Origin of the sequence: Acidovorax sp. Root275 (genome assembly GCF_001428965.1) — a bacterium.
GTDB lineage: Bacteria > Pseudomonadota > Gammaproteobacteria > Burkholderiales > Burkholderiaceae_C > Acidovorax > Acidovorax radicis.
In genome coordinates, this window is record NZ_LMJH01000010.1 from 443,357 (window position 1) to 469,038 (window position 25,682).

General features: G+C 65.4%; 20 protein-coding genes and 1 riboswitch. Of the genes, 1 reads left to right on the forward strand and 19 read right to left on the reverse strand.

Going from position 1 to position 25,682, the window contains the following annotated elements; genetic code table 11:
- Nucleotides 1-60 precede the first annotated feature (60 nt).
- The 4 genes from ASE52_RS21400 to lpxC form a co-directional block, all read right to left on the reverse strand.
- A complete protein-coding gene (locus tag ASE52_RS21400; protein WP_057229072.1) occupies nt 61-1,719 on the reverse strand; it encodes a methyl-accepting chemotaxis protein in 1,659 nt (552 codons plus the stop codon).
- Nucleotides 1,720-1,900: 181 nt separating this feature from the next.
- Nucleotides 1,901-3,781 (reverse strand): phosphomethylpyrimidine synthase ThiC, encoded by a 1,881-nt coding sequence (thiC, locus tag ASE52_RS21405; protein ID WP_140426325.1) that lies wholly within the window; start codon nt 3,779-3,781, stop codon nt 1,901-1,903.
- A gap of 141 nt (nt 3,782-3,922) precedes the next feature.
- Nucleotides 3,923-4,046, reverse strand: a riboswitch (TPP riboswitch).
- Nucleotides 4,047-4,096: 50 nt separating this feature from the next.
- Nucleotides 4,097-4,273 (reverse strand): hypothetical protein, encoded by a 177-nt coding sequence (locus ASE52_RS26075; RefSeq protein ID WP_010462321.1) that lies wholly within the window; start codon nt 4,271-4,273, stop codon nt 4,097-4,099.
- A gap of 142 nt (nt 4,274-4,415) precedes the next feature.
- On the reverse strand, nt 4,416-5,339 hold the full coding sequence (gene lpxC / locus ASE52_RS21410) for a UDP-3-O-acyl-N-acetylglucosamine deacetylase (RefSeq protein WP_010462323.1): 924 nt from the start codon (nt 5,337-5,339) through the stop codon (nt 4,416-4,418).
- A gap of 192 nt (nt 5,340-5,531) precedes the next feature.
- On the opposite strand from lpxC, the gene ASE52_RS21415 reads away from it, so the two are divergent.
- Nucleotides 5,532-7,325, forward strand: coding sequence for a methyl-accepting chemotaxis protein (locus ASE52_RS21415; protein ID WP_057229076.1), 1,794 nt, complete (start codon nt 5,532-5,534; stop codon nt 7,323-7,325).
- 147 nt (nt 7,326-7,472) lie between these two features.
- On the opposite strand, the gene ftsZ is transcribed toward ASE52_RS21415, so the two are convergent.
- The 15 genes from ftsZ to mraZ all read right to left on the reverse strand — a co-directional run bounded on the left by ftsZ (nt 7,473) and on the right by mraZ (nt 25,540).
- Nucleotides 7,473-8,714 (reverse strand): cell division protein FtsZ, encoded by a 1,242-nt coding sequence (gene ftsZ / locus ASE52_RS21420; RefSeq protein WP_010462327.1) that lies wholly within the window; start codon nt 8,712-8,714, stop codon nt 7,473-7,475.
- Nucleotides 8,715-8,949: 235 nt separating this feature from the next.
- Complete coding sequence (gene ftsA / locus ASE52_RS21425; RefSeq protein WP_010462329.1) at nt 8,950-10,179, reverse strand: cell division protein FtsA; 1,230 nt, start codon at nt 10,177-10,179, stop codon at nt 8,950-8,952.
- A 95-nt stretch (nt 10,180-10,274) separates the two neighbouring features.
- A complete protein-coding gene (locus ASE52_RS21430) occupies nt 10,275-11,081 on the reverse strand; it encodes a cell division protein FtsQ/DivIB (RefSeq protein ID WP_057229078.1) in 807 nt (268 codons plus the stop codon).
- Nucleotides 11,081-12,070, reverse strand: coding sequence for a D-alanine--D-alanine ligase (locus ASE52_RS21435; RefSeq protein WP_198928143.1), 990 nt, complete (start codon nt 12,068-12,070; stop codon nt 11,081-11,083). Before ASE52_RS21435 ends, ASE52_RS21430 begins: the two co-directional genes overlap by 1 nt.
- The gene (murC, locus tag ASE52_RS21440; protein WP_057229080.1) at nt 12,067-13,500 is read right to left on the reverse strand and encodes a UDP-N-acetylmuramate--L-alanine ligase; all 1,434 of its coding nucleotides are present in this window, start codon (nt 13,498-13,500) and stop codon (nt 12,067-12,069) included. The genes ASE52_RS21435 and murC overlap by 4 nt, the downstream gene beginning before the upstream one ends.
- Nucleotides 13,497-14,558 carry an undecaprenyldiphospho-muramoylpentapeptide beta-N-acetylglucosaminyltransferase gene (gene murG, locus ASE52_RS21445; RefSeq protein ID WP_057229082.1) on the reverse strand — a complete coding sequence of 354 codons (1,062 nt, stop codon included), beginning with the start codon at nt 14,556-14,558 and terminating at the stop codon, nt 13,497-13,499. Before murG ends, murC begins: the two co-directional genes overlap by 4 nt.
- Nucleotides 14,559-14,637: 79 nt before the next feature.
- Nucleotides 14,638-15,912 carry a putative lipid II flippase FtsW gene (ftsW, locus tag ASE52_RS21450; protein WP_010462341.1) on the reverse strand — a complete coding sequence of 425 codons (1,275 nt, stop codon included), beginning with the start codon at nt 15,910-15,912 and terminating at the stop codon, nt 14,638-14,640.
- Entirely contained in the window at nt 15,909-17,918 is a 2,010-nt protein-coding gene (murD, locus tag ASE52_RS21455; protein ID WP_241777072.1) for a UDP-N-acetylmuramoyl-L-alanine--D-glutamate ligase, read from the reverse strand. The genes ftsW and murD overlap by 4 nt, the downstream gene beginning before the upstream one ends.
- The gene (mraY, locus tag ASE52_RS21460) at nt 17,915-19,093 is read right to left on the reverse strand and encodes a phospho-N-acetylmuramoyl-pentapeptide-transferase (RefSeq protein WP_010462345.1); all 1,179 of its coding nucleotides are present in this window, start codon (nt 19,091-19,093) and stop codon (nt 17,915-17,917) included. The genes murD and mraY overlap by 4 nt, the downstream gene beginning before the upstream one ends.
- 48 nt (nt 19,094-19,141) lie before the next feature.
- Entirely contained in the window at nt 19,142-20,605 is a 1,464-nt protein-coding gene (murF, locus tag ASE52_RS21465; RefSeq protein ID WP_057229085.1) for a UDP-N-acetylmuramoyl-tripeptide--D-alanyl-D-alanine ligase, read from the reverse strand.
- Nucleotides 20,602-22,110: a UDP-N-acetylmuramoyl-L-alanyl-D-glutamate--2,6-diaminopimelate ligase gene (locus ASE52_RS21470; protein WP_057229087.1), complete on the reverse strand. Its 1,509-nt coding sequence runs from the start codon at nt 22,108-22,110 to the stop codon at nt 20,602-20,604. Before ASE52_RS21470 ends, murF begins: the two co-directional genes overlap by 4 nt.
- The gene (locus tag ASE52_RS21475) at nt 22,107-23,852 is read right to left on the reverse strand and encodes a penicillin-binding protein 2 (RefSeq protein ID WP_010462353.1); all 1,746 of its coding nucleotides are present in this window, start codon (nt 23,850-23,852) and stop codon (nt 22,107-22,109) included. Before ASE52_RS21475 ends, ASE52_RS21470 begins: the two co-directional genes overlap by 4 nt.
- A complete protein-coding gene (gene ftsL, locus ASE52_RS21480; protein WP_057229089.1) occupies nt 23,849-24,175 on the reverse strand; it encodes a cell division protein FtsL in 327 nt (108 codons plus the stop codon). The genes ASE52_RS21475 and ftsL overlap by 4 nt, the downstream gene beginning before the upstream one ends.
- A 1-nt stretch (nt 24,176) precedes the next feature.
- A complete protein-coding gene (gene rsmH / locus ASE52_RS21485; RefSeq protein ID WP_010462357.1) occupies nt 24,177-25,103 on the reverse strand; it encodes a 16S rRNA (cytosine(1402)-N(4))-methyltransferase RsmH in 927 nt (308 codons plus the stop codon).
- Nucleotides 25,104-25,111: 8 nt separating this feature from the next.
- On the reverse strand, nt 25,112-25,540 hold the full coding sequence (gene mraZ, locus ASE52_RS21490) for a division/cell wall cluster transcriptional repressor MraZ (RefSeq protein ID WP_010462359.1): 429 nt from the start codon (nt 25,538-25,540) through the stop codon (nt 25,112-25,114).
- Nucleotides 25,541-25,682: the final 142 nt, after the last annotated feature.

Genomic DNA, 25,682 nt, shown 5'->3' on the forward strand with positions numbered 1-25,682 from the left:
ATTATTTTGATAGCTACCAGCGCTTGATGGACAAGCGCCAGCTGCCAAAAATACCTAAAACTACCGTATCCGCAGCGCGGGCCGGCGCGGCGCCTGGGCCACGGCTGGTGCAGAGGGCGCTGCTGCTGCCGCGCTGAAGGCCGATGGTGTGGAAACACCGCCGTCCTGCAGCTTGAACTGACTGACCGCGCTGCTCAGGTGCAGGGCCTGTTCGCGCAGCGACTCGGAAGCAGCGGTGGACTCTTCCACCAGCGCGGCGTTCTGCTGCGTCATCTGGTCGAGCTGGCCCACGGCCTGGCTGATCTGGCCGATGTTGTCGCTTTGCTCGGCCGACGAGGCGGTGATCTCCGCAATGATGTCGGACACCCGGCGCACGCTGCTGACGATCTCGGTCATGGTCTGCCCGGCCTGGCTGACCAGGCGCGAGCCGTCTTCGACGCGTTCCACCGACGAACCGATCAGACCCTTGATCTCCTTGGCCGCCTCGGCACTGCGCTGCGCGAGGTTGCGCACCTCGCTCGCCACCACGGCAAAACCCCGGCCCTGTTCGCCGGCGCGCGCGGCCTCGACGGCGGCGTTGAGCGCGAGGATGTTGGTCTGGAATGCAATGGAGTCGATCACGCCCGTGATGTCGGCGATCTTGCGCGAGCTGGTGGTGATCTGGTCCATGGTGGTGACCACCTGCGACACCACGGCACCGCCACGCGCGGCCACTTCGGCGGCCGACGAGGCGAAGTCGCTGGCCTGGCGGGAGGACTGCGCGCTTTGCTGCACGGTGCTGGTCAACAGCTCCATGGACGAGGCGGTTTCCTCCAGGTTGGCCGCTGTCTGCTCGGTGCGGTGGCTCAGGTCGTGGTTGCCGCTGGCGATCTCGGAGCTGGCGGTGGTGATGTTGCCTGCCGAGTCCTGCACCTGGCGCACCAGGCCACGCAGGGCATCCTGCATGCGGCCCATGGCCGAAACCAGCTGGCCGACCTCATCCTGGTTCATGGCAGCCACGTCCCGCGATAGATCGCCACTGGCAATGCGGTCGGCAAGCTCCTGCGCCTGGCCCAGGGACCGGGTGATGGAGCGCACGCTGAAGAACGTGAGCGGAATCAGTACCGCCAGCCCAAGCAGCAGCCCGATGCCAATGAGGGCAGACATCGTGGAGGTGCGCGACTCCACACCTTCGCGGGCTTCATCCATCCGCGCACGGGCCGTGGCGGACAGGCTGGAGAACAGCTTGTCGGTGGCCTCCATGTGCACTTTCAGGCGGTCTGCGTAGGCACCACCGCCTGCACCATCGAGCTGGGCACGCTCGATCTGCTCGAAGATCGGCGAGATGCCAGTTTCGTACTGCTTGATCTCGTCCAGGGATTTATCGATGGACGCGACGAACTCCGTGTCGCCCGACTGGACCTGGCGCACATCGGCCAGGCTCTTGCGCAGGGCGGCCAGGGTCTTGGCCCAGGACTCGCGCAAGGCCGAGACCTCCACCGAGTTGTTGAAATTGATGATGATGTCTTTTTCGGTCCGGCGCAGGTCCCCCAGCGTGGTGCGCAGATCCGACATGTCCGTGAGGGTCTGCACTCGCTGCGAGAACAGCACCTGCAGCGTGCCGCGCGTGCGGTCCAGCGCCACATAACCCATGGCGCCAATGACAACGAGAAGAATCAGGGAAAAAACGGTCCCGAAGTAAAGGCGCGTGCGGATGGAGAAGCGGCCGAGAGCATTCATGGCTCTTCCTTACATTTTTTAACAGACAACTCAGCATAGCAAATTTAGTGCCACACACCATTCTCCCGATCTTCTGAACCGGGGGTGGGCGGGACTATAGAGCGAGCGCTGTCGTCTGCCGCACAGGGTAAGCACGGCCCCGGGCCCTGGTGCAGGGAATCCCCGGGGGTAGTAGGCGGGCTTATGCAGCCGGTGTTACAGGAATGTAGAGCTGCCCGCCCAGGCGCTGGAATTCCACCGCCTTGGTCTCCATGCCCTGGGCCAGGGCATCCGCCTCCGCCATGCCTTTTTGCGCAGCAAAGTCGCGCACTTCCTGCGTGATCTTCATCGAGCAGAACTTCGGTCCACACATCGAGCAGAAATGCGCCACCTTGGCCGAGTCCTTGGGCAGGGTTTCGTCGTGGTATTCCTTGGCGGTCTCCGGGTCCAGGCCCAGGTTGAACTGGTCTTGCCAGCGGAAGTCGAAGCGCGCCTGGCTCAGCGCGTCGTCGCGCGAGCGGGCGCCCGGGTGTCCCTTGGCCACATCGGCAGCGTGGGCGGCGATCTTGTAGGCAATGATCCCTTGCTTCACGTCGTCGCGGTCGGGCAGGCCCAGGTGCTCCTTGGGCGTCACGTAGCACAGCATGGCCGTGCCCATCCAGCCGATCATGGCCGCGCCGATGGCGGACGCAATGTGGTCGTAGCCCGGTGCGATGTCGATGGTCAGCGGGCCCAGGGTGTAGAACGGCGCTTCGTGGCAGGTCTTGAGCTGCTCGGTCATGTTGGCCTGGATCATGTGCATGGGCACATGACCGGGGCCTTCGATCATGGTCTGCACGTCGTGTTTCCAGGCGACCTGCGTGAGCTCGCCCAGCGTGTGCAGCTCGGCAAACTGGGCTTCGTCGTTGGCGTCTGAAGCGCAGCCGGGGCGCAGGCCATCACCCAGGCTGAACGACACGTCGTATGCCTTCATGATGTCGCAGATGTCCTCGAAGTGCTCGTACAGGAAGCTCTCTCGGTGGTGCGTCATGCACCACTTGGCCATGATGGAGCCCCCGCGCGAGACGATGCCCGTGCGGCGGTTGGCCGTGAGGTGGATGTAGGCCAGGCGCACACCCGCGTGGATGGTGAAGTAGTCCACACCCTGCTCGGCCTGCTCGATGAGCGTGTCGCGGAAGATTTCCCAGGTCAGGTCTTCGGCCACGCCACCCACCTTCTCCAGCGCCTGGTAGATCGGCACGGTGCCGATGGGCACCGGGCTGTTGCGCACGATCCAGTCGCGCGTGGTGTGGATGTTCTTGCCGGTAGAGAGATCCATCACATTGTCGGCGCCCCAGCGGATCGCCCAGACGAGCTTTTCCACTTCTTCTTCGATGCTGGACGTGACGGCCGAGTTGCCGATGTTGGCGTTGATCTTGACCAGGAAGTTGCGGCCAATCGCCATCGGCTCCACCTCGGGGTGGTTGATGTTGGCGGGGATGATGGCGCGGCCCCGGGCCACTTCGTCGCGCACGAATTCGGGCGTGATGATGCGCGGGATGCTGGCGCCCATGGGGTTGCCCATCAGGCGCTGCTCACGGCCAGCGTCGGCCATGTACTGCTCCATCCACTCGCGCTTGCCGTTTTCGCGAATGGCCACGTATTCCATCTCGGGGGTGATGATGCCTTTGCGGGCGTAGTGCATCTGCGTCACATTGGCACCACTTTTGGCCCGCAGAGGCTTGCGCTGCAGCGCGGCGGCCTCGGCGCGAAGCTGGGCCAGGCGGGTGGCGTCTTCGCTCCTTTGGCCGTCGTCCAGCGCCACAGGCGCGCGGCCTTCGTAGTGCTCCACATCACCACGGCTGGTGATCCAGCCACCTCGCACGCTGGACAGGCCCTTGCGCACATCGATCGCAGCCTCGGGGTCGGTATACGGGCCGGAGGTGTCGTACACGCTGACCAGTTCGCCATTGGTCAGCGCGATGTCGCGCACGGGCACGCGCAGACCGGTGTGCAGGTGGCCGGGCAGGTAGGCCTTGCGCGATGCAGGAAAGGGTTCGCGCGTGCTTGCGAGCAACTCGGCGAACTTCTCGGGGGTGGCCAGCTTGGCGTGGGGGTCGGGGGCGTTCATGGGCAGGTCTCCTGGTTCCGGTGGCGGTAGGTGCTGCTCCGGAATGGACCTGTGCGCCCCTCGGGTGCGGCAGCACCTGAGGCATGGCGTGCCAGCAGGGACTGCGGGCACGGAGACAAGGAGGTCGGCTCTTCTTCCGCCGGTATGAACCGGATCAAGTTCGTCGGGTTCGCGAGGCCTGCCGAATTTCTTCAGCCGCCTCGCATCTCAGCGCTTACGCACACCCCGGAGCAGGCGCGAGTATAGGCCAGAAGAAAAAGAGGCCCCAGCCGCACTTCGGCCGTACAGTCAGGCCAAACGGCCGATGAGGATCACCGCAAAGAAGAAGACGGCTGCGATCACCGTCCATTTGAGGATGACGAGCCCCAGGCGCTTGTAGCGCGCCTGGCCGGTGCCCGCATAAAACGCAAACGACACGGCAGCCGCCAGAAGCAGCAGCATGGCCAGCCAGCGGAAGATCAGCATTTCACGAATCCCCCGCGCCTTGAAAACTGACGCGGCATGGGCCAGGAATGCCCAGCAAGAGGCGCCTCGCAGCGACGGCGTTGTTCCCCTCCCGCAACGAGAGAGGGGGAAGGCGCGAAGCGACTCAGGGAGTGCTTCATCGCTACCAGGCGCGCGCGGGCTGCACAAAGCCGCTTGGAGCCTGGCGCTCGTCCTCGAAGGTGACCACTTCCCAGGCATCGCGCTGGGCCAGCAGCTCACGCAGCAGCAGGTTGTTCATGGCATGGCCCGAACGGAACGCGCTGTACGCAGCCAGCAGCGGTTTCCCAATCAGGTACAAATCGCCCATGGCGTCCAGGATCTTGTGCTTCACGAACTCGTCGTCGTAGCGCAGACCGTCGCTGTTGAGCACCTTGTAGTCGTCCATCACGATGGCGTTGTCCAAGCCCCCGCCCAGCGCCAGGCCGTTGGAGCGCATCATTTCAACATCGCGGGTGAAGCCAAAGGTGCGTGCGCGGGCAATGTCGCGGCTGTAGTTGCCCGCCCCCAGGTCAAACTCCACACGCTGGCCGGTGGAATCCACCGCAGGGTGGTCAAAGTCAATCTCGAAGCTGAGCTTGTAGCCGTGGTAGGGGGTGAGGCGCGCCCACTTGGCGTTGGCGCCCTCGCCCTCGCGCACTTCCACAGGCCGGGTGACGCGGATGAAGCGCTTGGGCGCGTTCTGCAATTCGACCCCCGCGCTCTGCAGCAGGAAAACGAAGGAAGCCGAAGACCCGTCAAGGATGGGCACCTCTTCCGCAGTGATGTCCACATAGAGATTGTCGATGCCCAGGCCCGCACAGGCCGACATCAGGTGCTCCACCGTGTGTACCTTGGCATTGCCCACCGCGATGGTGGACGCCAGCCGCGTGTCCGTCACCGCTTCAGCCCGGATCGGGATGTCCACCGGCTGGGGCAGGTCAACCCGCCGGAACACGATACCCGTGTCCGGCTGCGCGGGCCGCAGGGTCAACTCGACCCGCTGGCCGCTGTGCAGCCCGACGCCTACGGCCCGGGTCAGTGTCTTGAGGGTGCGTTGCTGGAGCATCTCGGCATTTTAGTTTCTGGCGCCCCGCCCCGCACACGCTGAGGTCTTGCCAGCCTCACCAACACCGCCCCCGGAACCACCGCCGCGTTTTCACCTACAGCACATGCCCCAGGGTTCGCCGCACAATTTGGGGTCGGCGGGCCTTAAAAGACACAACATGAACACACCGCAAACGCCCCACAGGAGACTCCCATGAGCAAGCTCAGCTTCAAAATGAAAATCATGCTCATGATCGGCACCGCACTGGCTGCGCTGCTGATCATGGCCATCATGTCCTTGCTGCAGGAACGACGGCTGATCAGCGAGTCGCGCAAGGAGTTGTTGACCACGGCCGTCCAGTCCGCCCACAGCATCGTCGCCGCCTACCAGGCCAAGGCCGCCAGCGGCGCCATGCCTCAGGAAGAAGCACAAAAGGCCGCCAAGGACGCCCTGCGCATTGCCCGCTATGGCGGTGCCGACGGAAAAACCGAGTACTTCTACATCTGGACCACCGAGGGCGTCGGGGTGATGCACCCCTTCAAGACCGAGTGGGACGGGCAGGACATGCTGGGCAAGGTCAAGGATGGTTCGGGGGTGGACATCATTGGCCTGCTCGTGAACGGCATCCGCAACAGCAAGGACGGCAAGGCCTTTGTCCCCACAATGTTTGCCCGCCCAGGTCAAACGACACCCCAGCCCAAGCTGCAGTACATCATCCGGGTGGACGGCTGGAACTGGATGGTTGGCTCAGGCCTTTACACCGACGACGTGGATGTGCTGCTGCGCCAGGCCCTGCTGTCGAGCCTGGCCATGGTGGTGGTCGTGTTTCTGGTCGTCGGCGCCATTGGCATGATGGTGTCGCGGTCGGTATTGCGCCAGATCGGGGGAGAGCCCACCGACGCCATCGCCATCATGTCGGAAGTGGCCCAGGGCAACCTCGATACCCCGATCCCCACGGCCCACCCGGGCTCGATGCTCGACGGCCTGGCCCACATGGTCACCTCGCTGCGCAAGCTGGTCACCGACGTACGCTCCGCCACCGACAGCATCGCCACCGCGTCCAGCGAGATTGCCCAGGGCAACAATGACCTCGCCCACCGCACCGAAGACACGGCCAGCAACCTGCAGAGCACCGCGAGCAGCATGGAAGAGCTGACCAGCACCGTCAAGCAGACCTCGGAATCCGCACAGACCGCCAACCAGATGGCAACGTCGGCCGCTGCCGTCGCGGCACGCGGGGGCGAGGTGGTGTCGCGGGTGGTGGCCACCATGCAGGACATCAACGCCAGCAGCAACAAGATCAGCGACATCATCGGTGTCATCGATGGCATTGCCTTTCAGACCAACATCCTGGCCTTGAATGCCGCAGTGGAAGCCGCCCGTGCGGGCGAGCAGGGCCGGGGCTTTGCCGTGGTGGCCAGCGAGGTGCGCAGCCTGGCCCAACGCAGTGCAGAAGCCGCCAAGGAGATCAAGACCCTGATTGGCGCATCGGTCGAAAAAGTGGCATCGGGCACGCAACTGGTGGGCAATGCGGGCGCCACCATGACCGAGATCGTGGACAGCGTTCAGCGCGTGACCGACATCATTGGAGAGATCCGCTCCGCCACCTCTGAGCAAAGCCAGGGGATTGCGCAGGTCAACACCACCATGAACCAGCTCGACCAGATGACGCAGCAGAACTCGGCCCTGGTGGAACAATCCACCGCCGCCGCAGACAGCCTGCGCGAGCAGGCCATGAAACTCACCCAGGTGGTCGCGTTGTTCCGGGTGAATGGCAGCAATGCCTCGGCACCTGCCCCCATGCCGGCAAGCCGGCCCGTGCCTTCGGCGACACCCCGTCCGGCACCGGCCCCCGTACGCGCCGCGGCACCACGCCCCGCACTGGCCAAGGCTGCGGTCCCCCGCCCACCCGCTCCAGCCGCCAAGGCACCAGCAGCAGCGCTGCCCCCCAAGGCCAGCAGCCCCAAGCCCGCCGCAGACAACAACGACGATTGGGAGTCCTTCTAAACCAGGGGTGCTGAGGGCCTCAAGGGCCTGAACCAGCACAAGAGCCCACACTGCCCACAAAAAAGAGGCCCTGCCAGCTCACGCTGGCAGGGCCTCTTTCATTCTTGGGGTCCCACAGTCACCCTGTGGGCCACCGGAGACCTCCGATCAGTCGGCTTGCTTGCGCAGGAAGGCCGGGATCTCCAGGTCATCCATACCACCCGACGACAGTGCGTCCACACGGGCTGCCGCCTGCGTGCGGTTGGTGCGCCAAACGCTGGGCACCGACATGCTGCCGTAGTCGGCCTGTGCGCTGCCAGCGTGGCCTCCTTGCACACCCACCGCACCACCCAGGGTGCCGACACCAGCCACGGGCATTTGATAGGCCATGTTGTCCGTGCCCGTGCGCAAGCCACCCTGCACCACCGAGATAGGCTGGCGGCGTGCGTTGACACGCGACAACCCCGTGGCCACCACGGTCACGCGGATCTCGTCGCCCAGGGTTTCGTCGTAGGCCGCGCCGAAGATGACGTGTGCATCGGTCGAGGCATAGGCGTTGATGGTGTTCATGGCCTGGCGCGACTCGGACAGCTTGAGGCTGCCCTTGCTGGCCGTGACCAGCACCAGCACACCCTTGGCGCCCGACAGGTCGATGCCTTCCAGCAGTGGACAGGCAATGGCCTGCTCCGCAGCGATGCGCGCGCGGTCGGGGCCGCTGGCGGTGGCCGTGCCCATCATGGCCTTGCCAGGCTCACCCATCACGGTGCGCACGTCTTCGAAGTCGACGTTCACCTGGCCGTATTCGTTGATGATTTCAGCAATGCCACCCACGGCGTTCTTGAGCACGTCGTTGGCATGCGCAAAGGCTTCGTCCTGGGTGATGTCGTCGCCCAGCACGTCTAGCAGCTTCTCGTTGAGCACCACGATCAGCGAGTCCACGTTGGCTTCCAGCTCGGCCAGGCCATCGTCGGCGTTCTTCATGCGACGGCCGCCTTCCCAATCGAAAGGCTTGGTGACCACCCCCACCGTCAGGATGCCCATTTCCTTGGCCACGCGCGCGATCACCGGAGCAGCCCCGGTCCCGGTGCCGCCGCCCATGCCGGCCGTAATGAACAGCATGTGCGCGCCCTGGATGGCGTCACGGATGTCGTCCACCGCAGCTTCGGCCGCATCGCGCGCCTTTTCTGGCTTGCCGCCCGCACCCAGGCCGCTGCCACCCAGCTGGATGACACGGTGGGCCGAGCTGCGCGTCAGTGCCTGCGCGTCGGTGTTGGCGCTGACAAACTCCACGCCCTGCACGCTGCGGGCGATCATGTGCTCGACGGCGTTGCTGCCACCGCCGCCCACGCCGATCACCTTGATCTGGGTGCCCTGGTTGAATTCTTCGGCTTCGATCATTTCGATGGTCATGTTGGAGCTCCTGTTTCTAGATTCGTATGCAATTGCCAAATGGGGATTGGGGTACCTGGTAGGGAAGAGCGCGGCGGTCCTGTACATCGCCATCGCTCGCGCGGCGTTTGGTGGGGACTCCCTCGCGCCAGCCACAAGGCCCCCACGCTTGCCACTGCGTGTGCTGCGCTGCCCCCCATGGGGGCTTGCGCGCCTTGGGGCGGCCCGGCGGCGCTCATTCCTAGGTATTTCATGGTCAGAAATTCCCCACGATGAAATCTTTGAAACGCCCGAACGCGGTCTTCATGGAGCCGCTCTTTTGCGCCACCTTGAAGCCGCGCAGCCGTGCCAGGCGAGCTTCTTCGAGCAGGCCCATGACAGTGGCTGCTCGGGGCTGGGCCACCATGTCGGACAGGGCACTGGAATACTTGGGAATGCCGCGCCGCACGGGCTTGAGGAAGATGTCCTCACCCAGTTCGATCATTCCCGGCATCACCGAACTGCCGCCCGTAAGCACGATGCCCGAGGACAGCACTTCTTCGTAGCCCGACTCGCGGATGACCTGCTGCACGAGCGAGAAGATCTCCTCCACCCGCGGCTCGATCACACCCGCCAGTGCCTGCTTGCTCAGCATGCGCGGGCTGCGGTCGCCCAGGCCGGGCACTTCGACCTGGCTCTCGGGGTCGGCCAGCAGTTGCTTGGCGTAGCCACTCTCGACCTTGATGTCTTCTGCGTCCTTCGTGGGAGTGCGCAATGCCATGGCGATGTCGCTGGTGATGAGGTCGCCCGCAATCGGAATCACCGCTGTGTGGCGGATCGCACCGCCCGTGAAGATCGCCACGTCCGTGGTGCCCGCACCGATGTCCACCACCACCACGCCCAGCTCGCGCTCGTCATCCGTCAGCACGGCCTGGCTGCTGGCCAGGGGGTTGAGCATGAGCTGCTCGACCTCCAGGCCACAGCGGCGCACACACTTGATGATGTTTTCGGCCGCACTCTGCGCGCCGGTCACGATGTGGATCTTGGCCTCCAGGCGGATGCCGCTCATGCCGATGGGCTCCTTCACATCCTGCCCGTCGATCACGAATTCCTGCGGCTCCACCAGCAGCAGGCGCTGGTCGCTGGAGATGTTGATGGCCTTGGCCGTCTCCACCACACGCGCCACGTCGGCCGAGGTGACTTCCTTGTCCTTCACGGCCACCATGCCGCTGGAGTTGAGGCCGCGAATGTGGCTGCCAGTGATACCGGTGTACACGCGCTGGATCTTGCAGTCGGCCATCAGCTCGGCCTCCTTGAGGGCCTGCTGGATGCTCTGCACCGTGGCGTCGATGTTGACCACCACACCACGCTTCAAGCCGTTGCTCGGGGCCACGCCCAGACCTGCGAGCTTGAGCTCGCCATTGGGCAGAACCTCAGCCACCACGGCCATGACCTTGGCGGTGCCGATGTCCAGCCCCACCACAACGTCTTTGTATTCTCTTGCCATATCAGTCTCTGCCCTTCTCTGTTCTGTCCCGCCGCCCCACGGCCTCATTCACGAACCGACCTGCTTGTTGCGCCATGCACCGCTGATCCATGCCATCACCTCCTGCGCACGGCGCCAGCGGCCGCTGCGGCATCGGGAACCACGGTGCTCACACCGCGCATGCGCAACGCATAGCCCCCCGCATGCCGCAGATCGGCGGACTCGAGGGCATCCACGCGGCGCCCGTACTGCGCCGCCACCTGCGTCAGGGTGCGCGTGAAGCGTTGCGTGCGCTGCACCACCTCCTGCGGCGTACCGCCCCCCAGTTCCACCACCGCGTCGCTGTCGAGCGTGGCCCTCCAGCCGCCCCGCCCGGTCAGCTCCAGCGTCTCCACTTCCAGGCCCAGCGGCTTGAACACCGGCTGCAGCAGCCCATGCATCAGCAGCACCTCGGGCGAACTGCCCACAGGGCCCAGCAGGCGCGGCAAGCCGTCCTGCTCCACGTCGCCCACGTTGGCCTCAAACACCTCGCCCTGGCGATTGACCAGGGCCGAGCCGCTCTCGGGCCCCCAGTACGCCACGGCGTCATGCTCCTGCAGCTCCACGCGCAGGCTGCCGGGGTACTCCCGCCGCACGTCGGCGCGGCGCACCCAAGGCACCTGCTCGAAGGCATTGCGGGCCGCCCGCAGGTCCACCGTAAAAAAGTTTCCGGCAAGGTGCGGCGCCACATTGGCCCGCAAGGTCACCGCGTTGTTGTGCACCAGCTCGCCCTGCACCACGATGCGTGCGATGGCAAAGCCGGGGTAGCGCAACACCCACCACGCACCCGCCGCCAGCACAGCCATGGCGCAGCCCACGAACAAGACCGATGCGGTCAGGTTCATGAGCTTGACGTCCAGGGGTGTTGGCAGGCTGTTGGTCATCAGGCGTCCTTCGGCCTTGGGGCAGTGTCCAACGCTGCATCCGCCAGGATGCGCAGGCACAGTTCCTCATAGCTGATGCCCGAGGCCCGTGCCGACATGGGTACCAGCGAATGACCGGTCATGCCAGGGGACGTGTTCATCTCCAGCAGGAAGGGTTTGCGGTCGCTGGCGCGGATCATCAGATCTGCACGGCCCCAACCCCGGCAACCCAGCGTGCGATAGGCCTCCAGCACGATGCGCTGGATCTCGCGTTCCTCGGCCTCGGGCAGGCCGCTCGGGCACTGGTACTTCACGTCGTCGGTGAAGTACTTGTTCTGGTAGTCGTAGGCCCCATCGGGCGCCACGATGCGGATCACCGGCAGCGCGCGGGCGTCTGCCCCCTGGCCCAGCACCGGGCAGGTCACTTCCTCGCCGTCGATGAACTCTTCGCAGAGCACGTCGGGGTCGTACTTCGCCGAGAGCGCCACGGCCTCCTGCATGTCCGAATAGCCACGCACCTTGGTCACGCCAATGGACGAGCCCTCGCGGGGCGGCTTCACGATCAGTGGCAAACCCAGCTCATCGGGCACGGTGCGCACCACCTCGCGCTGCTGGCGGTCGGGCGCCAGCCACACATAGCGTGGCGTGGGCAAGCCCTCGGCCAGCCACACCCGCTTGGTCATGACCTTGTCCATGGCGATGGCCGAGGCCATGACGCCCGGGCCGGTGTAGGGAATGCCCAGCAGCTCCAGCGCGCCTTGCACTGTGCCGTCTTCACCATGGCGGCCATGCAGTGCAATGAAGCAGCGCGCATATCCATCGCGCTTGAGATCGCCCAGCGCGTTCTGCGCAGGGTCGAACGCATGCGCGTCCACACCCCGCGAACGCAGGGCCTGCAGCACGCCACTGCCGGACATGAGGGAGACCTCACGCTCGGCCGAGTCGCCACCCATCAACACGGCGACTTTGCCGAGTGACTTCACATCCATATTTGAATCAAAAATGGTCATAGCGCGCTCCCTTCAAGCGCTTTTAGCTCACTATTTTGTAGCATCTCCACCACCTTGCCGGGTACTGCACCAATGGAGCCTGCGCCCATGCACATCACCACATCGCCGTTGCGCGCGTTGTCGGCAATGGCTTGCGGCAGATCGGCCACGTTGTCGACGAACACCGGCTCCACACGGCCCGCCACACGCAGTGCGCGGGCCAGCGAGCGGCCATCGGCGGCGACCACGGGTGCTTCGCCGGCGGCATACACCTCGGTCAGCAGCACGGCGTCGGCGTTGCCAATGACCTTCACGAAATCCTCGAAGCAATCGCGCGTGCGGCTGTAGCGGTGCGGCTGGAAGGCCAGCACCAGGCGGCGGCCCGGGAAGGCGCCGCGCGCAGCCGCCAGCGTGGCGGCCATCTCCACCGGGTGGTGGCCGTAGTCATCAATGACAGTGAACGTGCCGCCGTCCTTCGCGGGCAGATCACCGTAATGCTGGAAGCGCCGGCCCACGCCCTTGAAGCCGGCCAGCGCACGCTGCACGGCCTCGTCGGGGATGTTGAGCTCCACCGCCACGGCAATGGCCGACAGCGCGTTGAGCACGTTGTGCTCGCCCGCGAGGTTGAGCACGATTTCCATGTCGGGCAGCGTGACGCCGTTGCGCCGCTGCACGGTGAATCGCATCTGACCGGCTTCGGCACGCACATCGATGGCGCGCACCTGGGCGTCTTCGGAGAAGCCGTAGCTCGTGATCGGGCAGGTCACGCTTTGCAGGATGTCGCGCACGGCCGGGCTGTCCACGCACAACACCGCCGTGCCGTAGAACGGCATGCGGTGCAGGAAATCGACGAATGCGCCCTTGAGCCGGCTGAAGTCGTGCCCATAGGTCTCCATGTGGTCGGCATCGATGTTGGTCACCACCGCCATCACGGGCAGCAGGTTCAGGAACGACGCGTCGGACTCGTCGGCCTCGACCACGATGTAGTCGCCGCTGCCCAGCTTGGCATTGGCGCCCGCGCTGTTGAGCTTGCCCCCGATCACAAACGTCGGGTCCAGCCCCGCCTCGGCCAGCACGCTGGTCACGAGGCTGGTGGTGGTGGTCTTGCCATGCGTGCCGGCAATGGCGATGCCCTGCTTCAAGCGCATCAATTCAGCCAGCATGAGCGCGCGAGGCACCACGGGGATCTTCTTCTCGCGCGCAGCCAGCACCTCGGGGTTGTCGGGCGTCACGGCGGTGGAGGTAACCACCGCGTCGGCGCCGTCGATGTGTGCCGCCGCGTGGCCCAGGCAGGTCTTGATGCCCAGGCCCTGCAGGCGGCGCAGCGTGGCGCTGTCGGCCAGGTCGGAACCGGAGATGCGGTAGCCCAGGTTGAACAGCACCTCGGCGATGCCGCTCATGCCGGCGCCGCCCAGGCCGACGAAATGGATGTGGCGGATGGCGTGTTTCATGCCAACTCCTCGCAGGCAGTCACCACTTCGCGGGTGGCGCTGATTTTTTGCATGTTTTTGGCCTTCAGCGCTTTATCCATAAGGATAGAGCGCTCTGTATTCAATAGCATTTGAGCCAAACCCTCGGGCGTGAGGTCGCGCTGCTGCACCAGCCAGCCACCGCCCGCGTTCACAAGAAACTGCGCATTGGTGGTCTGGTGGTCGTCCACCGCCGAAGGGAACGGCACGAAAACCGCCGCCGCGCCCACGGCAGCGATCTCGGTCACGGTGCTTGCGCCCGCGCGGCAAACGACGATGTCGGCATCGGCAAAGGCACTCGCGGTGTCGTCGATGAAGGGCGTGCATTCCGCCTCGACGCCGGCCGCGGCGTAGTTGGCGCGCAGTGCGTCGATCTGCGTCGCACCGCTTTGGTGGATGACCACAGGGCGCTGGTCGGCAGGCATCAGCGCGACGGCCTGCGGCACGATCTCGTTCAATGCCCGCGCCCCCAGGCTGCCGCCCACCACCAACAGGCGCAGTGGACCGGTGCGTTGTGCAAAGCGTTCGGCCGGTGCGGGCTTGCTGGTGAAAGCGGTGCGCAGCGGGTTGCCCACCCACTGCCCCTTTTTGAACACGTTGGGAAAAGCGGTGAAAACCCGGTCTGCCACACCGGCCAGCACCTTGTTGGCCATGCCAGCCACCGAGTTCTGCTCGTGCAGCACGAGCGGTTTGCCCGCCAGCACAGCCATCATCCCGCCCGGGAAGGTGATGTAGCCGCCCAGGCCCACCACCACGTCGGGTTTCACACGCCGCACCACGGCCAGCGCCTGCCAGAAGGCACGCAACAGGCGCAGCGGCAGCAGGGCCAGCGTGACGAGGCCCTTGCCGCGCACGCCCGAAAAATCGATCAGCTCCAGCGCAAAGCCGTGTGTGGGCACGATGCGCGACTCCATGCTGCCCGGCGTGCCCAGCCAGTGCACGCGCCAGCCGCTCGCGCGCAGTTCCTCGGCCACAGCCAGGCCCGGGAAGATATGGCCGCCCGTACCGCCCGCCATGATGAGCGCGGTCTTTTGGGTCATACGCCACCTCCACGCATCAGGCGCTTCGCGCCTGGCATTGCTTGCGCAATGCACACCTTGTTTTGGTGAAACAACCTCCTCATACGCGGCCTCCGCGCATGAGGAGTTTGTTTTCATAGTCCACCCGCAGCACCACCGCGAGCGCCACCAGATTCATCAGGATCGCGGATCCCCCAAAACTCATCAGCGGGAGCGTGAGCCCCTTGGTCGGCAACGCGCCCAGGTTCACGCCCATGTTGATGAAGGCCTGAAAGCCGATCCAGATCGCCACGCCCTGCGCCACCAGCCCCGCGAATACGCGGTCCAGCGCGATGGCCTGGCGGCCGATGTGCATGATGCGGCGCGTCATCCACAGGAAGAGCACGATGAGGATGACCACGCCCACCAGGCCGAACTCCTCGCCGATCACGGCGAGCAGAAAGTCGGTGTGGGCTTCGGGCAGCCAGTGCAGCTTTTCCACACTGCCACCCAGGCCTACGCCAAAGATCTCGCCACGCCCGATGGCGATCAGCGAGTGGGAAAGCTGGTAGCCCTTGCCCAGGGCGTGCTCCTCGCTGAAGGGGTCGAGGTAGGCAAACACCCGTTCACGGCGCCAGGGCGAGCTGGCGATCATGACGCCGAAAGCTGCCACCAGAACCCCTGCGATCAGGAAGAACATCCGGGCGTTGACACCCCCCAGAAAAAGGATGCCCATGGCGATCACGGCCACCACCATGAAGGCACCCATGTCGGGTTCGGCCAGCAGCAGCACGCCCACGATGGCCACGGCGGCGCCCATGGGCAGCACGGCGCGGAAAAAGCGCTCCTTCACCTCCATCTTGCGCACCATGTAGTCGGCCGCATAGATGAGCACCGCGAACTTGGCCACCTCGGACGGCTGGAAACCGATGGGCCCGATCGACAGCCAGCGCCGCGCGCCGTTGACGACCTTGCCCACACCGGGGATCAGCACCGCAATCAACAGCAGCAGCGCCACCACGAAAAGCCAGGGCGCCATGCGCTCCCACAGCGCCATGGGCACCTGGAAGGCCAGCAGCGCCACGACAAAACCCACCACGAGGTACATCATGTGGCGGGTCAGGAAATGGGTCGACGCGTAATTGGCAAAACGCGGGTTGTCCGGCATGGCGATGGAGGCCGAATACACCATCACCAGACCCCAGGCCAGCAGCGCGACCACCACCCACAGCAAGGCCTGGTCGAAGCCCAGCACACTGGCCGGCGTGCTGGACGACTGGCGGTACTCCGTGCCGCCAACGCGCACGGGCAATACATCCGCAGCCTTGCCAGGCAGGCCTCCAAACCAGCCGGTCACCCGCTGCAGCAACGTGGAATTGCGCACGTCGGCCGTCATGCCATACCTTCCACGGACTGCCCGGCGTCGTCGGCCAAGGCGCGCACGGTGTCGCAGAACACCTGGGCGCGGTGCTCGTAGCCCGTGAACATGTCAAAGCTGGCGCAGGCGGGCGACATCAGCACCGCATCGCCCGCATGGGCACGCTGCGAGGCCAGCTCCACCGCCTGGGGCAGTGTCTCGGCATCCAGCAGTGCCACGCCGCAGTCCTGCAACGCGGCGCGGATCTGCGGCGCATCGCGCCCGATGAGCACCACGGCACGTGCATAGCGTGACACCGGCGCTGCGAGCGGCGAAAAGTCCTGCCCCTTGCCATCGCCGCCCAGGATGACCACGATGCGGCGCTCTGCGCCCAGGCCGATGAGGGCCGCCACCGTGGCGCCCACGTTCGTGCCCTTGCTGTCGTCAAAGTATTCCACCCCGTGGATGACGGCCACGGGCTCCACCCGGTGTGGCTCGCCCCGGTACTCGCGCAGGCCGTACAGCAGCGGGGCCAAGGTGCAGCCTGCAGCCGAGGCCAGGGCCAGTGCAGCCAGCGCGTTCACCGCGTTGTGGCGGCCCCGGATGCGCAGGGCATCGGCCGGCATCAGGCGCTGGATGTGCAGGTCCTCGGCCACTTCATTGCGGCCGCGCTTGCGGGTTTCATCCGCATCCATGGCACGCACCAGCCAGGGCATGCCACTGACGACCTCGATACCGAAGTCCCCGGGGCGCTGGGGCATGTCGGCACCAAACGTCAGGTGCTCGCGCACCTGGGGCTTTTGCAGCTTGACCTTCACTGGAGGTGGAAGCATGCGCATGACCTCGGCATCTTCGCGGTTCAGGACCATGAGCCCCGTCTGGCCAAAGATGCGTGCCTTGGCCGCCGCGTAGGCGGCCATGTCGCCATGCCAGTCCAGGTGGTCCTGCGTGATGTTGAGCACGGTGGCCGCCGTGGGTTCAAAGCCCGTGACGCCATCGAGCTGGAAGCTCGACAGCTCCAGCACCCATACATCGGGCAGCGTGCCAGCGTCGATGTGGCCCGCCAGGGTATCAAGCAGCGTGGGGCCGATGTTGCCGGCCACGGCCACGCGTTGGCCCGAACGCTCCACCAGCTGGCCGGTGAGCGATGTGACCGTGGTCTTGCCATTGGTGCCCGTGATGGCCAGCACGGCCGGTGCGTAGCCGTGCGAAGCGCGCAGCGCGGCCAACGCCATGGAATACAAGCTCAGTTCACCTCCAGCGCTTATTCCACAAGCGCTAGCAGCTACCAAAACAGGAGCAATTGCCTGGGGACTCAAACCCGGCGAGCGGTAGACCGCATGCAGGTCTTTGCCTTCGACCAGACTGGCATCAAAGGCACCCGCGACAAAACGCGCCTGGGGCAGCTCTTGCTGCAGCGTGGGCAACTGTGGCGGCGCGGCGCGGGTGTCGGCCACGGTGACCTCGGCACCGCAACGCACACACCAGCGGGCCATGGCCAGGCCCGAGGCGCCCAGGCCCAGGATAAGGATGTTCTGGCCCTGCATCGGACGCAGGTCTTCACCGGGCCGGCCCAGGGGCTGGGCAGCTTCATCGGTCGCTACGGCCTCGGCGGTTTCTTCTTCGGCTTCATGCAGCGGGGCCGACGCAGTTTCGGGCGCGGCCACCTCGGCAAAAATCTGCGCCACAAAGTCAGCGGCGGCCTTGGCGGCAGACACGGCCGGGGGCTTTTCTGGGTCCCAGGCATTCGCCGCCGCGTTGCCAGCGCGTGCGCCTGTGGCGGGCCCGGGTGCCACCGCCGTGCCCTCGCTTGTGGCCGCAGGCTCCGTCATGTCGGTCGTGGCGTCCTGGGGCTCGAAGAAGGACTGTGCATCGGGAAGGGCAACGCCGGTCTCGTCAGGCGCCACGTCCTCCATCGATTGCGCTGGTGGCATGTCCACATCCGGCTGCCCGGCAGGCGGCTCCCCACCCGCCGCCGCAACGGAAGGCTCTGCCACCGGGGGAGCGGGTGGCGCATCGGGGATGAGGGGATCGTCCGGGTTCATCGCAGTTTCAGCGTGGACAGGCCGACAAGGCACAGCAGCATGGTGATGATCCAGAAGCGCACGACCACCTGCGTTTCCTTCCAGCCGCTCTTTTCAAAGTGGTGGTGCAGCGGCGCCATCTTGAGCAGACGGCGGCCTTCGCCGTAGCGTTTCTTGGTGAACTTGAACCAGGTCACCTGCAGCATCACCGACAGCGCTTCAACCACGAAGATGCCGCCCATGATGGCCAGCACGATTTCCTGGCGCACGATGATGGCGATGGTGCCCAGGGCCGCGCCCAGCGCCAGCGCCCCCACGTCGCCCATGAAGACCTGGGCGGGGTGCGCGTTGAACCACAGGAAGGCCAGGCCCGCGCCCGCCATGGCCGCGCAGAAGATCAGCAGCTCGCCCGAGCCGGGGATGTGCGGGAAGAACAGGTACTTGGAATACACCGAGCTGCCGGTGACATAGGCGAACACGCCCAGGGCCGAGCCCACCATCACCACCGGCATGATCGCCAGGCCATCGAGCCCGTCGGTCAGGTTCACGGCGTTGCTGGAGCCCACGATGACGAGGTAGGTGAGGATCACGAAGCCCAGCACGCCCAATGGGTAGCTCACTTCCTTGAAGAACGGTAATTGCAACCCGGCCTTGGGCGGCAGGTCCAGCGAGAAACCCGACTGCACCCAGCCCACGAACAGCTCCCACACCTTGGCGTTGGAGCTCTCAGAGATGCTGAACACCAGGTACAGCGCGGCAATCAGGCCGATGACCGATTGCCAGAAATACTTCTCGCGCGAACGCATGCCCTCGGGGTCCTTGTTGACCACCTTGCGCCAGTCGTCCACCCAGCCGATGGCACCAAAGCCCAGCGTGACGATGAGCACGATCCACACGAATCGGTTGGACAGGTCAAACCACAGCAGCGTCGAAATCGCAATCGACAGCAGGATCAGCACGCCGCCCATGGTGGGCGTGCCGCTCTTGGACAGGTGCGATTGCATGGCGTAGCCACGGATCGGCTGTCCGATCTTGAGCGAGGTGAGCACGCGGATCACCTTGGGGCCTGCGATCAGGCCAATGAGCAACGCCGTCATCGCCGCCATCACCGCACGGAAGGTGAGGTACTGGAACACGCGGAAGAAGCCGAACTCGGGCGACAGGCCCTGCAGCCATTGCGACAGCATCAGCAGCATGGTGCCTCCCCGGCTTGCCCAACCTGCGATGTCGCCGCGCGAGCGGTCTCAATGTGTTGCGCCATGGTGTCCCTCCAGTGCCCGGTTCTGCTTTTGTTGTTGTTCTTGCGGCTGCGCTGCGGCGGTCGCTGTGGCGGAAATGGCCTCCACAACCTGTTCCATCTTCATGAATCGAGACCCTTTGACCAGCACACTGCCCACCGTGGACAGGGCATCGCGCACGGCCGTCAGCAGCGCGCTCATATCGTTGAAATGCCGGGCACCGCCGTAGGCCGTGGCGGCATGCACCGACTGCGTGCCGAGCGCGAACAGCAGGGGGATGCCCGCAGCACGGGCATGGGCACCCGCCTCGGCGTGAAACTGCGGGCCCTGATCACCCACCTCGCCCATGTCGCCCAGCACCAGCAGTTGCGGGCCGGGCAGCTCGGCCAGCACGTCGATGGCGGCACGCATGGAGTCGGGGTTGGCGTTGTAGGTGTCGTCCACCACGGTGATCTCCCGGCCAGCGCTGTGCACGCTGAAAGCACGCGAGCGGCCCTTGACCGGCACAAAATCGTTCAGCCCATGCGCAATGGCGGCCAGGGGCGCGCCCGCTGCCAGCGTACAGGCCGCAGCCGCCAGTGCGTTGGTCACGTTGTGGCGCCCTGCAATATGCAGGTGGGTGGCCACTTCGCCTTGTGGCGTGGCCAGCGTCACCGCCCAGGCGCCCTGACCCCACGCAGCCTGTGCGCAGGCCACATCGCCGCCATCGCCAAAGGTGACGGTGCGGCGCCCCGCTCCCAGCGAGCGCCAGAGGCCCGTGTAGGCATCGCCCACTGGGAACACGGCCACGCCGTCGGCGGGAAGGCGGGCAAACACCGAGCCGTTCTCGCGGGCCACAGCTTCCACCGTGTGCATGAACTCCAGGTGCTCGCGCTGTGCGTTGTTGACCAGCGCCACCGTGGGCTGCGCCATGGCAGCCAGCAGGGCGATCTCGCCCGGGTGGTTCATACCCATTTCGATCACGGCGGCGGCATGGCTGGCGCGCAGGCGCAGCAGCATCAGCGGCACACCGATGTCGTTGTTGAAATTGCCCTGCGTGGCAAAGGCAGCTTCGCCCTTCCAGGCGCGCAGGATGGACGCGATCATCTGCGTCACCGTGGTCTTGCCATTGCTGCCGGTCACGCCGATCAACGGAAGACCCAACTGCGCACGCCACCCCGCAGCCAGCGCGCCCAACGCTGCGAGGCTGTCTGGCACCTCAATGCCCGGCAGGCCTGCGGCTTCAAGGCCACCGTGGGCGATGGCAGCGGCTGCGCCACCGGAGCGGGCGTCGGACAGGAAAGCGTTGGCGTCAAAACGCTCGCCCTTGAGCGCCACAAAAAGATCCCCCGCCTGCAGCGTCCGCGTGTCGGTATGCACACGCACCAGCGGCGTGGCGCCATCCCCCACCAAGCGTGCCGAAGGAATGCGCGAGGCAAGCAGCGCAAACGCTTGCTGCAAGGTCATCATCACACCTGGGGTGGCGGTCATGTGCGGGCTCCTCGGGCCTGCAACGCGCCCTGCGCGTGGGCCATGTCGGAGAACGGCAGGCGCACACCAGCCGTCTCCTGGGTGTCTTCGTGGCCCTTGCCTGCGATCAGCACCACATCGGCGGGCGCAGCCTCGGCCACGACCAAGGCAATGGCGGCGGCACGGTCGGGTTCGGCGCGCACCACGCTGCTGGCGATGGTGCCTTGCAAAATCTGGTGCAGGATGGCCGCGGGGTCTTCGCTGCGCGGGTTGTCGCTGGTCACCACCACACGGTCGGCCTGGTGCTGCGCCACAGCGCCCATCAGCGGGCGCTTGCCTGCATCGCGGTCGCCACCGCAGCCAAACACACACCACAGCTCGCCGCCACGTTCCTGCGCGATCGGGCGCAGGGCCTGCAACGCCTTCTCCAGTGCGTCGGGGGTGTGCGCGTAGTCCACCGCCACCAGGGGTTGGCCAGGGCTGTGGATCTGCTCCATGCGGCCCGGCACGGGTGTGAGCTGGGCGCAGGCATACAGCGCGTGCTGGAGCGGCACGCCCAGCGCACGCAACCCGGCCAGCACACCCAGCAGGTTGGACACGTTGTACTGCCCGATCACGCGCGTCTGCAGCACATGCGTGTGCACGCCTTCAGCCACCGTGAAACGCAACCCACCCTCACCCATGCTGATATCACGCGCCGCCAGGCGGGCCGGACCAGTGATGGAAACACTCCACAGGTCCAGCGGCCGGTCCGCCAGCGTGGCATGCAACTCTGCGCCGCGCGCATCGTCGATGTTGACCACGGCAGCCTGCAGGCCCGGCCAGTCGAAGAGCATGCTCTTGGCCTGCCAGTAGGCCGCCATGCCGGAGTGGTAGTCCAGATGGTCCTGCGTGAAGTTGGTGAACAACGCGACACGGATGCGCGTGCCCGCCATGCGGTGCTCGGCCAAGCCAATGGACGAGGCCTCAATGGCGCAGGCCGTGCGGCCGGCATCGGTGAACTGCTGGAACGCACGCTGCAGCCGCACCGGGTCGGGCGTGGTCATGCCCGTGCTGGTGAGTGCGGGCGGTGCCCCCATCCCCAAAGTGCCTACCAGCGCACATCCACCTTGCGGAATAAGCTCATTTTCTGATAGCACATTAAGTGCCTCGGCCAGCCACCAGCTCGTGCTGGTCTTGCCATTGGTACCCGTCACGGCCAACACATCCAGATGCTGCGTGGGTTGCTCGAACCAGTCGGCCGCAATGGGGCCGGTGGCGGCTTTCAGGCCATGGAGCGCCGCCACAGGCAAGCCTTCAAGCACAAACGCGTCGGCGCCCTCGTGCTCCACCAGGCAAGCCACAGCCCCCCGCGCAAACGCATCGCCGACGTGCGCGCGGCCGTCGGTGGCAGCACCCGGCCAGGCGATGAAACCATCGCCGGGGCGAATCTGGCGGCTGTCGGTCTGCAGCGTGCCGGTCACCCGTTCGCGCAGCCAGGTCACGGCGTCGCGCACCGAGGCGAGCAAAGGCAATGCCGTTGTCATAGCGATTCCTCCACCTCTTTGGCCACAATTTGCGGCTTGACCGCCATGTCCGGCTGCACGCCCATCATTCGCAAGGTCTGTTGCACGACTTCGCTGAACACCGGAGCAGCCACCGCGCCACCGTAATACACCCCGTTGTTGGGCTCGTCGATCATCACGGCCACGATGATGCGCGGCTTGTCGATGGGTGCCATGCCCGTGAACCATGCGCGGTATTTACCCGAGGCGTAGCTTTTGCCCACCTGCTTGCGCGCGGTGCCGGACTTGCCGCCCACCGAGTAGCCCAGCGTCTGCGCCTTCTGGCCCGTACCGCCCGGGCCTGCGGCCATCTGCAGCATCTTGCGCACCTGGTCGGCCGTGCGCTCCGAAAACACGGGCACGCCCACTGCGGGCTCCGCGGTCTTGAGCATCGTGGCCGGAATCACCCGGCCGCCATTGGCAAACACCGTGTACGACCGCGCCATCTGGAACAGGCTGGCCGACAGGCCATAGCCGTAGGACATGGTGGCCTGCTCCACCGGGCGCCAGGTCTTGTACGGGCGCAATCGGCCGGTGACCACACCGGGGAAATGCAGCTGCGGCTTCTGCCCAAAACCCGCAGCCGAGAAGGTTTCCCACATCTCGCGCGCAGGCATCTGCATGGCGATCTTGGTGGTGCCCACGTTGCTGGATTTCTGGATCACACCTTCCACCGTCAGCACCCCATGGTTGCTGGTGTCGGAGATGGTGGAGCCCGTGATGTTGATCCGGCCAGGGTTCGTGTCCACGATGGTGTCCGGGCGCACGCGGCCCGTCTCCAGCGCCAGGCCGATGGTGAACGGCTTCATGGTGGAACCGGGCTCGAACACGTCGGTCAACGCGCGGTTGCGCAGTTGTTCGCCGGTCAGGTTCTGGCGTTTGTCGGGCACATAGCTCGGGTAGTTGGCCAGCGCCAACAGCTCGCCCGTGTGCGCATCAAGCACCACCACACTGCCCGCCTTGGCCTTGTGCGCAGCCACCTGGTCGCGCAGCTTCTGGTAGGCAAAAAACTGCACCTTGCTGTCGATGGAAAGCTGCATGTCCTTGCCATCCACGGGTGGCACGGTTTCCCCCACACCTTCGACCACCCGGCCCAGGCGGTCCTTGATCACACGGCGCGAGCCCGGCTTTCCTGCCAGATCCTTGTCGAAGGCCAGCTCCATGCCCTCCTGGCCATGGTCTTCCACGTTGGTGAATCCCACCACGTGCGCCGCCGCCTCGCCCTCGGGGTACTGGCGCTTGTATTCCTTGCGCTGGTAGATGCCCTTGATGTCCAGGGCCGCAATCTGCTGGCCCACATCCCAGTCGAGCTGGCGCTTGATCCAGACAAAGGTCTTGTCCTCATCGGCCAGCTTTTTCTGCAGCTCCGCCTGGGGCATGTCGAGCAGCTTGGCCAGCTGCTTGAGCTTGGCGCGCACTTCTGGCTTGTCCTGGTCCACGTCTTCCGGAATGGCCCAGATGCTGGAGGCCGGCACGCTGGATGCGAGGATCAACCCATTGCGGTCCACAATCTTGCCGCGGTTTGCGGGCAGCTCCAGCGTGCGCGCAAAACGCACTTCACCCTGGCGCTGAAAAAACGCGTTGCCAAACACTTGCACATAGGCGGCGCGCCCCGCAAGCCCCAGAAAGCCCAACGCAATCACGGCCACGATGAACTTGCTGCGCCAGACGGGCGTCTTGCTGGCCAGCAGCGGACTGGAGGTGTAGAGCACACTGCGGCTCATGGCTGCGCCCCCTCGGACCGGGGCGGAACACCGCTGGCAGCCGCTGCGGCCGCCACCCCCTGTGGGTCAGACACATACTGCGTGATGGCCGGCGTGGCCGTGCGCATGTTGAGTTGAGCGCGGGCGATCTTCTCCACCCGCAGTGGCGTGGCCTGTGCGCGCTTTTCCACCTGCAGGCGCTGGTGCTCGGTCTCCAGGCGGCGGGCCTCGGCAATGGCACGGTCCAGCTCGGTGAACAGGCGGCGCGACTCGTACTGGGTGTGCACCAGATAGATCGCGCTGGCCAGTACCGCCAGCAGCAGGACCACGTTGAGCCGCGTCATGTCAGACCACCGCCGTGCGCTCAGCCACGCGCATGATCGCGCTGCGCGAGCGGGGGTTGCCGGCCACCTCGGTGGCGCTGGGCTTGATGCGGTCCAGCGCCACCAGTTTCATGGCCTGGGGGGCGGCAAAGGGCGCGCGGCGGTCGTAGACCTCCTTGGAGTGTTTGGCGATGAACTGCTTGACGATGCGGTCTTCCAGCGAATGAAAGCTGATCACCACTAGGCGCCCGCCCGGCTGCAGCACCGAGAGGCTGGCCTCTAGCGCCTGTTGCAGCTCTTCAAGCTCGGCGTTGATGAAAATCCGAAGAGCTTGAAATGTGCGCGTTGCAGGGTTCTGGCCCGGCTCGCGGGTTTTGACCGTGCCAGCCACGAGATCGGCCAGTTCTGAGGTGGTTGAAAGAGGACCCCGTTCTTCGCGCCGAGCAACAATCGCCTTTGCAATGGGGCCAGCAAACCGTTCTTCACCGTAGTCACGTATCACCTCCGCAATCTGACCGACTTCGGCCGTGGCCAACCAATCGGCCACGCTTTCGCCGCGCGTGGTGTCCATGCGCATGTCCAGCGGGCCGTCAAAACGGAAACTGAAGCCCCGCTCGGGGCTGTCGATCTGGGGCGAGCTCACCCCCAGGTCCATCAACACGCCAGCGGCGCTGCCAGCAGGCAGATCGGCCAAATGGCGAAAACCTTCGTGCCGAATGGAAAAACGCGCATCGGTGATGCGCGTTGCTTCGGCGATGGCTTCGGGGTCCTTGTCGAAGGCCACAAGGCGCCCCTGTGGCCCCAGCCTGAGCAGGATGAGACGAGAGTGCCCGCCACGGCCAAACGTCGCATCGACCCAGGTGCCTGCAGGCTCAGGGCCTGCGCCGCCCAGGAGAGAGTCCACAGCCTCGTTGAGCAGGACGGTGGTGTGTTGCAAGGAAGATGTCACGGTGCGCCTTAAAAGGAGAAGTCCTTGAAGACATCCGGCATATCGCCCTGCATGGCCTTGGCCTCCTGCTCGTCGTAGGTGGCCTTGTCCCAAAGTTCGAAATGATTGCCCATGCCCAAAAGCATGGTGTCCCTGGAGATACCGGCCGCTTCACGCAGCTCGGGAGAAACCAGCACGCGGCCCGTGGCGTCCATGTCCACATCCATGGCATTGCCCAGAAAGATGCGCTTCCACCACTGGGCGGACATGGGCAACTGGGCGATACGCTCACGGAATTTCTCCCACTCGGGGCGGGGGAAGACCATAAGACAACCGTGGGGGTGCTTGGTGATGGTGAGCTGACCGGATGCCGTGGCCGCGAGGACGTCACGATGCCGGGTCGGCACAGACAGCCGACCCTTCGCATCGAGACTCAGCGACGAGGCACCTTGAAACACGGACAGATTCCCAATTCGGTTTTTTGCCTCGCGGGTCCGTGCAATGGACCTTGAGGGCACTTTTCACCACTTAATTGCACTTTTTTGCACTGTAGCAGGAAAAGCACACCGAACAAGGGGGTGTCCAACAAACTTTTGCAAT

Coding starts and splice junctions, on each gene's coding strand:
- ASE52_RS21400 (WP_057229072.1), bottom strand. CDS start 1,719: ATGAATGCTCTCGGCCGCTTCTCCATCCGCACGCGCCTTTACTTCGGG.
- ASE52_RS26075 (WP_010462321.1), bottom strand. CDS start 4,273: ATGCTGATCTTCCGCTGGCTGGCCATGCTGCTGCTTCTGGCGGCTGCC.
- lpxC (WP_010462323.1), bottom strand. CDS start 5,339: ATGCTCCAGCAACGCACCCTCAAGACACTGACCCGGGCCGTAGGCGTC.
- ASE52_RS21415 (WP_057229076.1), top strand. CDS start 5,532: ATGAGCAAGCTCAGCTTCAAAATGAAAATCATGCTCATGATCGGCACC.
- ftsZ (WP_010462327.1), bottom strand. CDS start 8,714: ATGACCATCGAAATGATCGAAGCCGAAGAATTCAACCAGGGCACCCAG.
- ftsA (WP_010462329.1), bottom strand. CDS start 10,179: ATGGCAAGAGAATACAAAGACGTTGTGGTGGGGCTGGACATCGGCACC.
- ASE52_RS21430 (WP_057229078.1), bottom strand. CDS start 11,081: ATGACCAACAGCCTGCCAACACCCCTGGACGTCAAGCTCATGAACCTG.
- ASE52_RS21435 (WP_198928143.1), bottom strand. CDS start 12,070: ATGACCATTTTTGATTCAAATATGGATGTGAAGTCACTCGGCAAAGTC.
- murC (WP_057229080.1), bottom strand. CDS start 13,500: ATGAAACACGCCATCCGCCACATCCATTTCGTCGGCCTGGGCGGCGCC.
- murG (WP_057229082.1), bottom strand. CDS start 14,558: ATGACCCAAAAGACCGCGCTCATCATGGCGGGCGGTACGGGCGGCCAT.
- ftsW (WP_010462341.1), bottom strand. CDS start 15,912: ATGACGGCCGACGTGCGCAATTCCACGTTGCTGCAGCGGGTGACCGGC.
- murD (WP_241777072.1), bottom strand. CDS start 17,918: ATGAACCCGGACGATCCCCTCATCCCCGATGCGCCACCCGCTCCCCCG.
- mraY (WP_010462345.1), bottom strand. CDS start 19,093: ATGCTGCTGATGCTGTCGCAATGGCTGCAGGGCCTGTCGCCCGAGTTC.
- murF (WP_057229085.1), bottom strand. CDS start 20,605: ATGACCGCCACCCCAGGTGTGATGATGACCTTGCAGCAAGCGTTTGCG.
- ASE52_RS21470 (WP_057229087.1), bottom strand. CDS start 22,110: ATGACAACGGCATTGCCTTTGCTCGCCTCGGTGCGCGACGCCGTGACC.
- ASE52_RS21475 (WP_010462353.1), bottom strand. CDS start 23,852: ATGAGCCGCAGTGTGCTCTACACCTCCAGTCCGCTGCTGGCCAGCAAG.
- ftsL (WP_057229089.1), bottom strand. CDS start 24,175: ATGACGCGGCTCAACGTGGTCCTGCTGCTGGCGGTACTGGCCAGCGCG.